This is a genomic window from Vibrio paracholerae (assembly GCF_037672085.1).
Lineage (GTDB): Bacteria > Pseudomonadota > Gammaproteobacteria > Enterobacterales > Vibrionaceae > Vibrio > Vibrio cholerae.
The window spans coordinates 760,540-771,760 of record NZ_JBBHLM010000002.1 but is presented as its reverse complement, the minus strand read 5'-3'; the positions used below and the strand labels follow the sequence as shown (position 1 = coordinate 771,760).

The window sequence follows — 11,221 nt, the reverse complement described above, 5'->3', positions numbered from 1 at the left end:
GTACACCATGAAACGCACAATGATGATACTCGCCCTATTGGCCACATTTTCAGGACAAGCGCTTGCTACTCAGGTAGTGAATCACAAATCTCCTTATTGTGGTTGTTGCACCGAATGGACCAAACACATGGAAGAGAATGGTTTTACGGTAAAAGAAGTGCTGCATGACAACATGGACAGCATTAAGCAGCAACTTGGCGTAAAACCTAAGCTAGCTTCTTGCCATACCGCAGAGATCGGCGGTTATGTATTTGAAGGCCATATTCCAGCGCAAGACATCAAAGACTTTCTGGCTAACCCACCGAAAAATGCCAAAGGGCTCGCGGTTCCCGGAATGCCTATGGGTTCACCGGGTATGGAATATGGCGATAAGAAAGACAGTTATGCGGTGTATGCCTTTAATGAGCACGGACAAGTGTTTGAATACCGCTCTTATCAAGGTAACTGATGGTATTCTTATCGCAACCTAGAACATGATGCACTAACCATGTGATTTATAGCGAATATTCTTACAGACAAAAAAGCCTCCGCATGCGGAGGCTTTCGTTATCCATTGAGTGAAATGAGTGCTCGATTATTTCAGCGAAGTGACTCGACTAGTGCGCTCACCGCTGGCAGACACCGAGCGAATCCAAACTTCTCCGCTCACTTTCGGTGCTTGCTTCGCGTCATAATCCAACCAAGTTTGACCATCCAGTGAGTATTGCAGTGTGACACCTGGGAACTGAACGTTCATGGCCAAATGACCGTTCTCGATCTTGGCTCCCGGAACTGGGAGGCGGTAATCAATGCCTGCTTTCTCAAGTTTAGCCAGCTCACGTTGACCTAATACGTTAGCAAAGCGATTCCAATCTGCATTCAGCGCTTTATGGTTAACCAACTGAGTCTCTTGCGAATATTCGACGCCAACTTTATAGGCGTTTTCCCACTCCGCACGATGCCATGCGCGCTCAGCAGCGGCGAGTACGCGAGGGAATACCATGTATTCATACTGCTCATCAGTACGTACGGTTTCAGACCAAAGCTGCGCAGACAGACCATAGAAACGCTTACCTTTCACTTCGCCTTTACCACTGAAGCCATTGCCATCACGATCCAGTGAGGTTTCTGCGTTTTGTGGCAAGTTTTCCGGTGCAAAACTAAACATCTTACGAGTGTCGGTTGCACGGGTAGCCCAGTAGTAGCCACGCTCTTTCGGGTCAGCTTCGTAAGGCATATCCATGTACACGTAGTCAGGGTTAGAGATGATCACATCGTAGCCTTTCTCAGCCCATTCGTACGCAGAAGCAGAGCCGCCCCAGTACAGTACATCCCAGAAGTTCACACGTGTATTTTCGGTTGCGAACGCTTTTTCGCCTTCGCTGTATTTCAAGCCATCTTGCCATGCTTGGAAGTTAGGAATCCCTTTCTCGGCAACCAACTTAGACACTTGCTCAGCAAAGTAGCTTGGTAAATGGCCGAAATCACTCACCGCACCTGTTGCAATCAAGTTTTGGCACTGCGGCGAACGCGCAAATGGCTTATCTTGCTTACTCAGATCCAAGTTGCCTTTCCAACTTACTGGCTCTTGGGTATTCACATCTTGGAAGCCTGCGCCCAACTTGATGTTTTTCGCTTCATCGCCACCAAAGTGCCACGTTGTCAGAGGCATACCCGCCGCTTGGTGCATCGCCGCAATCTCAGAGATCACTTTATCTACAAAGCGCTTTGACGAATCTAAGCATGGGTTGATAAAGCTCATGCGGTCATAGAACTGCACGGTCGTCACGTTAGAGGTATCTTGCGGATCCAGCAAACGGAACTCATTGGCCGCCGCCTCATTGCCCTCTTGCATTAAACGTTGGTAACGCGCTTCCATTGAAACCACGGCCGCACGAGCGTGCGCTGGCATATCAATCTCAGGGATCACTTCGATATGACGTGCTTTCGCGTATTGCAGGATCTCTAAATAATCTTGCTTGGTGAAATAACCAGAGCCAAAGTTATCGGCGTTTGGACCAGAACCCAATTGTGGTAATACACATTCTGTTTCACTCGGGTCAAAACAGCGTTGAGCGCCGATGTCCGTCAGCTCAGGTAAGCCCGGAATTTCAATACGCCAACCTTCGTCATCGGTCAGATGGAGATGCAGCTTATTCATTTTGTAAGCCGCCATTTGATCCAAGGTCGCTAGAATCGCTTGTTTCGAGTGGAAGTTACGCGCCACATCCACCATCACACCGCGATAATCAAAACGAGGAGCATCGACGATTTCAACCTTTGGCAGTTGAGTGGCATCGGCCATATCGACTAAACCCAGCAGCGATTGCATCGCATAGAACGCGCCTGCTTGGTCAAACGCGGTCACTTTAACGGCTTTATCCGTAATCGCTAAACGATAAGCGCCAGATTTGGCCAGATCACCTTTAAATGATTTAGGGTTGATAACCACTTGCGCTGGCATTACGCCTTTTAAGTTCACACCAAGCAGTTGTGCACGCTCATTCAGCGCTTGCATTTGCTCACCGTCAAACGCTTTGCTTGGCAGCGCGATACCTTTCGCGATAGAGACTGATCCGCTATGCGATTTCACTTGCAATGGCGTTGGGATGAGTGCGTGTGTCACATCTTGCAGCGCAACATCACTGTTCTTTTCAAAGCGAGACAGCGCTTGAGCGAATACATTGTTGTCACTCGGAGTGCGCTTAAGGTTTTCACCCTCAAGTCCGTTGACAAAGCTTGCCACATCCTCAGTATTTAAAGCCGCAATGACTTTTGGCTCGGCATCGGGTGCGGTGACAAAAGCGCGTGGCATAAAGTCCGTTTCAAACAGCGTCCAGTATTCACCAATCAGCGGCAAAGTCACCGTTTCACCTGCGGCAAAACCATCAAACTTATCGGTAGGTTCCAGTTTATGTAGGTCGCCGGTAACGCGAGTAATTTTGAACTGGTCATTACCCACATCGAGGATCAAGCGAATACTGTGGAAGTAAATAGCCCAATCTTTTGAATTGACCGCCTCACCACGGTTAACCAAGGTCATATTCACTTGGTTACAAGAAGCCCACTCAGCTTCTAGAGTTTGACAAGCCAAACCAGTATCCGCGCCGTGATTGTTGACCACTTGGTATTGCACATCCAAGTTATTCGCTAATGTGTCTACCACCTCTTGTGGTGACGTAGTGTTGAGTGCGCAGCCACTTAATGAAGTGAATACCGCGATCGAGATAAGACTCTTCTTCAGCATAATAATGACCCTAAATTAGTTAACGATGAGGGATGCTCTGCCTGCACCCAATCTCACAACGACATCAGCCAATGGCTTTACCTAAAATTCAGGGATATTTAGCGGCACTTTTTTCTAAGCGCAAAATTAATCCTTTAGCCAAGTGATCATGTTCAAACTTTACAAATTGACATCAAGATAAAAGTCTTAAATTTCAAAAATATAGAAACAACGTTAAAATCGACACTTCATTTTTGACGAGATTTCTTTCAATCCAGATCACACTTAGCAATCCGCGTTACGCAAAGAAAGCCGATCGACATCACACAAGATTGCGGCAACAAATCGTGAGTTGGCTCGAACAAATCAACAAGATGTGAGCTTTATCATGATTCAAGCTCCGTCAAATCCGTTAATTCACTGCTAAAGTAACGTTTTTGCCGAACCTAAAGGAGTTCACGCATTCCATGCTCACACGATTCGCTTGCTGTCTTTTATGGCTATTTATCCAACCTCTTCACGCAGAACCCTTGTACTGGTCAGCAACCAAAGGTTCGACACAACTCATCCTCTTAGGCTCTCTGCATGTGGGCAGCGATCAGCTTTATCCATTGCCTGACCAACTCGCACAAAAGCTAAAACAAAGCGCAGGCTTAGTCGTGGAGACGGATATCCGTCACCAATCCAACATCACTTTGCCTGCAACGACGGTGAGCAGTGAGCAGGTTTTAAGCGATGAACAACTGTTTGTATTGGATGGGATTGCGCAGCAACTGAGGTTGGATGCCCAGCAGATCCGCCAACTACCCCCATGGTCAGCCAGCCTTATCCTGCAAATGCGCCAATTTTTAGAGATGGGGTATCAAGCCGATCGAGGCATCGACCTTTATTTCATGCAACAAGCTGAGCAGCATCAACTGCCTATACTCAGTCTAGAAACCTTACAATTTCAAGTGGATCTGTTAGCGCACTTACCCAACTCAGGGCAGGAATTACTGGTGAGTTTGATCGATGAATGGGAAAACAATACCCAACTCACCGAGTGCATGATTGAAAGCTGGAAAAAAGGAGATGAGAAGAATTTGCTACAAATGCTCACACTCACCGGTATGTCTGCTGAATTGGAAGCCCAAATGCTCACCGAGCGTAATCAGGATTGGGCAGAGAAGCTCACTCACCCTCAATTCTTACCACAACAAGGCAAACCTTATCTGGTGGTCGTCGGCACTTTGCATTTGATTGGCAAGCAGAGCTTGCTCAGTATTCTTGAGCAAAAAGGCTTTAGCATCCAGAAACTTAACCAAAGCCAAACGGCAAGCTGCTCATTTTTGTAAATAACCAAGCAGATACGCCAACGCAACAAAGCAAAAAGGCCCCAGCATAAATGCTGAGGCCTTAAATATGGTCGGTGAAGAGGGATTCGAACCCCCGACCCTCTGGTCCCAAACCAGATGCGCTACCAAACTGCGCTATTCACCGGAACGCTGCGTATGTTACTCGTTCTTTCTTGAAGCGCAAGCCCTGAAGCCAGACTTTCTATTGAGTTTCTCTCGTTCGGTTAAAACAGCAGCAAAGCACGTAAAAAATGTGACTCATAACTCAACATTAGAAACATATAAGCAACCTATGCAACACAATTGATCCAGATCAGTGCTGCAAATATAGCCAGAATTTAACGTTAACTCGTCTTCAACACTTTGGAGGAAACATGGACTTCTGGCTCGATCTTCTTTTTGGTAATGCAGTTGGACTCTCTTCAATGATAGTCATCTTAGGCGCTTTTGGTCTTATGCTGTTCTATGGCGGTTTCTTCATCTACAAAGTGATGACGGACAAATCTCCTCACTAGATCGCTAGCCTCTATTGAAAGATAGAAAACGCTATGCACCGGAGCCGACTGCGTGTCTGCTCCGGTTTTTTATTGTGCATTTATCCTCAACATCACTCCCCTTCCACGCACAACTCCGTGCAACTTGCTAAATGAGAAGTATATAATCAGCGCCATGTGAAATAACTTTGATGTGCCGTTATGTCGCAAGAGGATTTAGCACTGTTTCAACAAATGATGGGCGATGTAAAAACCATCAACCATGATACGGTTGAACTCAAAAAGGCCCACCAAGTCACCGAAGCTCAACTGGCTAAGCGAGAAGCGGCAGTAAGCTTGGCAGACCATGACCCCGATGCGCTATCCATCGATCATGCCCCCATGCTTAAGCCTGATTCTATGCTCGAATTTAAGCGGGATGGCGTTCAAGATGGCGTATATCGCAAACTCAGATTGGGTAAGTACCCCATTCAAGCACGCTTAGACTTACATCGAAAAACACTCAAAGAAGCACGCAGTGAAGTGATCCAATTTATTCGCCAATGTATGGCGATGGATATTCGCACCCTACTGATTGTGCATGGCCGTGGCGAGCGCTCTAACCCACCAGCGCTGATGAAAAGTTTTGTCAGCCATTGGCTGACTCAAATCAGCGAAGTGCAGTGTGCTCACTCAGCTCAACGCTTACATGGCGGCACCGGCGCGGTTTATGCCTTACTTCGTAAGAGTGCCGAGAAAAAAGCCGAAAACCGTGAGCGTCACCAGAAACGGCTTGGCTAAGTAGGTAAAGCTGTTAGAATGCGCGGATTTTGTGCACCATCCGTTGTGAAACGTTAGGAGATTGTATGTCCCAACCGACTGAAAAACGCCTCAATAAATTCATCAGTGAGACGGGCTATTGCTCACGCCGTGAAGCCGACAAACTGATTGAGCAAGGGCGAGTGACCCTCAATGGCTTACAGCCAGAAGTGGGAAGCAAAGTCACCGAGCAAGATGAAGTCTGTATTGACGGTAAGCCTCTGCGTAGCAAAGAGCGTCCAATTTATATTGCTTTAAACAAACCCACTGGCATTACTTGTACGACGGAACGTGATGTTCCGGGAAATATCGTTGATTTCATTGGTCACCACAAACGTATTTTCCCAATAGGTCGTTTAGATAAACCGTCTGATGGCCTGATTTTTCTGACCAATGATGGCGATATCGTGAATAAGATCCTGCGTGCGGGAAATAACCACGAAAAAGAGTACGTGGTTCGAGTCGATAAACCCATTACGCCTGAATTTATCCGTCAAATGTCTTCTGGGGTGAACATCCTCGATACGGTAACTCTGCCCTGTAAAGTGACTCAAGAGACGCAATATTCATTTCGTATTGTGCTGACTCAAGGACTGAACCGCCAAATTCGTCGCATGTGTGAAGCCTTGGGATATGAAGTGTTTAAACTGCGCCGCGTGCGGATCATGAACATCACGCTGGATGGCATTCCAAACGGTAAATGGCGTTATTTAAGCGAAGCGGAAGTGAGCGAGATTCTGGCTATGTGTGAAGACTCCAGCGGTACAGAAGAAGCCTCACGAGTCGCGCAAAGTGGTGACACGATTAAACGTGCGACCGATGCCAAGCTGTTTGATAGCCGTGAAGCCAATCAAGAATCCAAAGCGCGCCGTAACCCCAAAACCTACCATGGTAAAAATGCACAAGAGTTTCGCCATGCGCCAAATTCGAAAAAAGCGCAGCGTCGTCCGTCTAGCCTATCATCCAATACCGCGTCAGGTTCAAAGCCAACACCGCGCACCGGTGGCACTTTAAGCCTCAGAAAATCGAAATAAATTTCGTTTTATCTCCAAGCTGAACCCCCTAGCCTAGCTGGGGGGCTTTAATGCAAAAATGAGGAAGTCTTGGCTTCCCCCACTTTGCTTATCCATCACAAACCAACGACCTTATTACGCCCTTCGCTTTTCGCGGTATACATAGCTTGATCCGCGCGATTGAATAGATGTAGCAAACTCTCATTCTGCTGGTATTGCACCACACCAATGCTGACAGTAACTTGTGGTTGGCTAGCGTGCATAGCAATCTCAACGCGGATACTCTCCATACGCTGATAGGCTTCTTGCTGCGTCATATGCGGCAGCAAAACCACAAATTCTTCACCGCCCCACCGACATAAAGTTCCTACCTGAGCAATATGACGCTGACACAGTGCAACCACCCGTTGTAAAACCAGATCCCCCGCAGGATGCCCGTAGTTGTCATTCACCTGTTTGAAATGGTCAAGATCGATCACGGCCAGACTTAAAGGGTGACTCTCTTTATTGGCCAAAGAAATAGCGTCATCGACGAGCTCTTCAAAAACTTGTCGGTTGTATGCTCCGGTCAATTTATCGCGCACCGCCATATCTTCCAGCCGTTTTTGATAGCCTCGAAAACTCATTTGCGCCAAACCAAGCACTCCCAACGCCACAAAAGCACTGATGGCTAAATTGCCTAATGTCGCTTTAAACCAGATGTCGTGATTAAACTCATCGTTCTGCTCCACAATGATGTACCACTGAAACTCATCGACCCAACGGCTATTGAGGTAGACTTTCTGTCCGTCTGCATAATAGCTGGCACTCACACTCGGGGAGGTCAGGATTTGAGTGGCTAAGGTTTTGAGCCCTTCACGCTGCTGAATCTGATCAAACCCGAGATGGTGAGATCCGCGTAAAGTCACCTCTCCCAATTCATTAATGAAATAGATGTGGCGGTTATACCGTTTTTGATATTTCTCGACTAACGCGGAAACCGCATCAGAGCTCAGCCCAACCCCAATCACACCGAGAAAACGATTTTCAAAATCAAACACTTTGTAATTCACGAACACCACAGTTTGCTGACTATTCGCGGTATCTATGTCGATATTGACTTCAAAATTTTTATTTGGCGCGGAGTTTTTAACGCGATAAAACCAAGCATCATTCGGATTCGATTCCGACACTTGTTTAAGTATGCCTGAATAATGGTAGTAATGGCCGGTGCGATCCGAGATATAGAAACTGGAGATCGTTTGATATTGACGCTGAATTTCACGCAAATAACGGACGATCCTTTCTGGGTCTTGCTCTCCCGCCAAAGTCCACTCGCGCACAAACGTGTCTTGAGCCATTAATGATGAGATGAAGATCGGCCGGATCAAATCCTGCTGAATTTCCGAATAAATATTATCGCTGGTCAATGGTAGTGAATCTTTATTGATTTGCTCTTCAAGCGTGTCATGAGCCACTTTATAGCTGACTAAGCTCGTCACAAAAAAACCCAAAATAATCAGGGTGACAAGAATCCAACTAAATTTCTTTCGCGTCATAATGAGCATCCTGCTAGTACTGCTTACTTCAATCTTCTGCTCCATCAATGGAAAACAGAAGCGCATCCTTTGTTCTAATAAGCGGGTGTAATGAGTGAAAAGTAATCCATATACCATACCGAGTACTGGCTATGTTGCCATTAACTCTCGGTGATGCGTTAGAAAGAACTGATAGATGCATCAGTGCTGTGAGGGCTATTCATTTATCCGCGACTTTTTGGCAATCCATTGCAATAAAAGTAGGAATAGATCGCAAAAATAGACAGGGAGTGTCGCTGTTGGCTGTGGGGTATGGGCTATGAACGGTGAAAGATAATGAGGAAGCCATGTGGCTTCCTCATTCAAAATTACTTAGTACCAAAAATCTTATCACCGGCATCACCAAGACCCGGTACGATGTAGCCTTTGTCGTTCAACTTCTCATCAATCGCCGCCGTGTAAAGCTCAACATCTGGGTGCGCTTTTTCTAAAGCGGCAATCCCTTCCGGAGCAGCCACCAACACCAGCACTTTAATCTGGTTACAGCCTTTCTCTTTCAACAAGTCAATTGTCGCAATCATCGAGCCGCCAGTTGCCAGCATTGGGTCAACCACCATGGCAATACGCTCTTCAATATTAGTGGCTAACTTATTGAAGTAAGGAACTGGTTCAAGAGTTTCTTCATCACGGTAAATCCCGACCACGCTGATACGCGCACTTGGGATATGCTCAAGTACACCATCCATCATGCCAAGACCTGCACGCAAGATAGGCACAACCGTCACTTTCTTACCTTTAATTTGATCCACTTGCACAGGACCATTCCAGCCTTCGATCGTGACTTTTTCGGTTTCAAAGTCAGAAGTCGCTTCATAAGTCAGTAGACTCGCCACTTCAGTTGCAAGCTCACGAAAACGCTTAGTGCTGATATCGCCTTCACGCATCAGGCCAAGTTTGTGTTTTACAAGAGGGTGCTTAACTTCAACAATTTTCATGTCCAACTCCGGCTTCATTAATTTAAACCTGCGGATTATACACTCATTTTGTGGATATTTCCGACTGTAAAACCGGATAAAAATCTTACGCAAACGTTTTCCTTTTTGTTTTAAGCCCTGTAGAATAGCGCCGTTTTCATATCCAACTAGACCGAGGAACTTCCCCGTGAGCGGTAATAATCCATCTCTCAGCTACAAAGATGCAGGTGTCGATATTGATGCAGGTAATGCACTCGTTGAACGAATTAAAGGCGCAGTGAAGCGCACCCGTCGCCCTGAAGTTATGGGTGGCCTAGGTGGTTTTGGCGCACTGTGTGAACTGCCAACCAAATACAAGCACCCTGTTTTAGTCTCTGGCACTGACGGCGTAGGTACCAAACTGCGTCTCGCTCTGGATATGAAAAAACACGACACCATAGGTATCGATCTGGTGGCGATGTGCGTCAATGATCTGATTGTTCAAGGCGCTGAGCCGCTGTTTTTCCTCGATTATTACGCGACAGGCAAACTGGATGTGGATACGGCTGCTGAAGTGATTTCTGGTATTGCCGATGGCTGTTTGCAAGCGGGCTGCGCGCTGATTGGCGGCGAAACCGCGGAAATGCCAGGCATGTACGAAGGTGAAGACTACGACGTGGCAGGTTTTTGTGTCGGTGTCGTCGAAAAAGAAGAGATCATCGACGGCAGTAAGGTACAAGTGGGTGATGCGCTGATTGCGGTTGGCTCAAGCGGCCCACACTCCAACGGTTACTCGCTGGTACGTAAGATTTTAGAAGTCTCTAAAGCCGATAAGAATGAGCGGTTAGCAGGCAAAACCATTGGTGAGCACTTACTCGCACCGACCAAGATTTATATCAAATCTGGCTTAAAGCTGATTGCTGAACATGACATTCATGCGATTTCACACATCACTGGCGGTGGCTTCTGGGAAAACATTCCACGCGTATTGCCAGAAGGTACGAAAGCCGTGATCGATGGTAAGAGCTGGGAATGGCCAGTGATTTTCCAATGGCTACAGGAAAAAGGTAACGTGACCACTCACGAAATGTACCGCACCTTCAACTGTGGTGTCGGTTTGATCATTGCACTGCCAAAAGATCAAGCCAATGCGGCCGTTGCGCTACTGCAAGCAGAAGGCGAAACCGCATGGGTCATCGGCGAAATCGCAGCCGCCAATAGCAACGAAGCACAGGTAGAGATCAACTAAGCATGAAGAGTATTGTTGTTTTAATTTCGGGAAACGGAACCAACCTACAGGCGATCATTGATGCTTGTGCAACCAGTATTCAAGATGGCAAAGTGACGGCTGTGTTTTCCAATAAAGCAACAGCTTACGGTTTAGAACGTGCCAAACAGGCTGGCGCAGCCGCCTGTTTTATTGATCCCAAAGCTTACGAAACTCGTGATGCTTTTGACGCGGCATTGATGGAGCAAATGGATAAATTTGCTCCTGACTTAGTGGTGCTGGCCGGTTACATGCGCATTCTCAGTAGCGAATTTGTTCGCCACTATCTGGGGCGCATGATCAATATCCACCCTTCGTTATTGCCAAAGTATCCGGGACTGAACACTTATCAACGAGCTATCCACGCGGGCGATGAAGAGCATGGTACCAGCGTGCATTTTGTCACCGAGCAGCTCGATGGCGGTCCAGTCATTCTGCAAGCCAAAGTACCGATTTTTGAAGATGACACGGTCGAAGAGCTCACGGCTCGCGTGCAGGATCAAGAGCATCGCATCTACCCGCTTGTCGTGAAATGGTTTGTCGAAGAGCGTTTAGCAATGAAAGACGGCAAAGCTTATTTAGATGGCGAAGCGCTCGGCATACACGGTTACGCGGCCGAATAATCTCCAATCGAAAAAGG

The 11,221-nt window shown here is 47.0% G+C and carries 10 protein-coding genes and 1 tRNA gene; 7 read left to right on the top strand and 4 right to left on the bottom strand.

Translation table 11 applies throughout. From position 1 onward, the window contains the following. The first annotated feature begins 7 nt into the window (after nucleotides 1-7). Entirely contained in the window at nucleotides 8-448 is a 441-nt protein-coding gene (locus R4537_RS08845; protein ID WP_071179137.1) for a DUF411 domain-containing protein, read from the top strand. Nucleotides 449-574: 126 nt separating this feature from the next. Here the strand turns inward: R4537_RS08845 and R4537_RS08840 are convergent, their stop codons facing one another. Next, nucleotides 575-3,226: a beta-N-acetylhexosaminidase gene (locus tag R4537_RS08840; protein ID WP_071179138.1), complete on the bottom strand. Its 2,652-nt coding sequence runs from the start codon at nucleotides 3,224-3,226 to the stop codon at nucleotides 575-577. Between the two features lie 446 nt (nucleotides 3,227-3,672). Between R4537_RS08840 and R4537_RS08835 the strand changes: the two genes are divergently transcribed. Continuing rightward, complete coding sequence (locus tag R4537_RS08835; protein WP_071179139.1) at nucleotides 3,673-4,539, top strand: TraB/GumN family protein; 867 nt, start codon at nucleotides 3,673-3,675, stop codon at nucleotides 4,537-4,539. Between the two features lie 68 nt (nucleotides 4,540-4,607). Here the strand turns inward: R4537_RS08835 and R4537_RS08830 are convergent. After that, nucleotides 4,608-4,684, bottom strand: a tRNA-Pro gene (locus R4537_RS08830). Nucleotides 4,685-4,913: 229 nt separating this feature from the next. Here R4537_RS08830 and R4537_RS08825 point away from each other — a divergent pair. The 3 genes from R4537_RS08825 (at nucleotide 4,914) to rluF (ending at nucleotide 6,865) form a co-directional block, all read left to right on the top strand. Further along, nucleotides 4,914-5,054 carry a DUF3149 domain-containing protein gene (locus R4537_RS08825; RefSeq protein ID WP_000348345.1) on the top strand — a complete coding sequence of 47 codons (141 nt, stop codon included), beginning with the start codon at nucleotides 4,914-4,916 and terminating at the stop codon, nucleotides 5,052-5,054. 180 nt (nucleotides 5,055-5,234) lie between these two features. Beyond that, nucleotides 5,235-5,813 carry a DNA endonuclease SmrA gene (gene smrA / locus R4537_RS08820; protein WP_071179140.1) on the top strand — a complete coding sequence of 193 codons (579 nt, stop codon included), beginning with the start codon at nucleotides 5,235-5,237 and terminating at the stop codon, nucleotides 5,811-5,813. A 65-nt stretch (nucleotides 5,814-5,878) separates the two neighbouring features. Further along, entirely contained in the window at nucleotides 5,879-6,865 is a 987-nt protein-coding gene (rluF, locus tag R4537_RS08815; RefSeq protein WP_071179141.1) for a 23S rRNA pseudouridine(2604) synthase RluF, read from the top strand. Nucleotides 6,866-6,960: 95 nt separating this feature from the next. On the opposite strand, the gene R4537_RS08810 is transcribed toward rluF, so the two are convergent. Both R4537_RS08810 and upp read right to left on the bottom strand, forming a co-directional pair. After that, nucleotides 6,961-8,382 (bottom strand): sensor domain-containing diguanylate cyclase, encoded by a 1,422-nt coding sequence (locus tag R4537_RS08810; RefSeq protein WP_071179239.1) that lies wholly within the window; start codon nucleotides 8,380-8,382, stop codon nucleotides 6,961-6,963. A gap of 347 nt (nucleotides 8,383-8,729) precedes the next feature. Beyond that, nucleotides 8,730-9,356: a uracil phosphoribosyltransferase gene (gene upp, locus R4537_RS08805; protein WP_001887652.1), complete on the bottom strand. Its 627-nt coding sequence runs from the start codon at nucleotides 9,354-9,356 to the stop codon at nucleotides 8,730-8,732. Between the two features lie 166 nt (nucleotides 9,357-9,522). Here upp and purM point away from each other — a divergent pair, with 166 nt between their 5' ends. Then, a complete protein-coding gene (gene purM, locus R4537_RS08800; protein WP_000016423.1) occupies nucleotides 9,523-10,563 on the top strand; it encodes a phosphoribosylformylglycinamidine cyclo-ligase in 1,041 nt (346 codons plus the stop codon). Between the two features lie 2 nt (nucleotides 10,564-10,565). Next, the gene (gene purN, locus R4537_RS08795; protein ID WP_000836541.1) at nucleotides 10,566-11,204 is read left to right on the top strand and encodes a phosphoribosylglycinamide formyltransferase; all 639 of its coding nucleotides are present in this window, start codon (nucleotides 10,566-10,568) and stop codon (nucleotides 11,202-11,204) included. The last annotated feature ends 17 nt before the right edge of the window (nucleotides 11,205-11,221 follow it).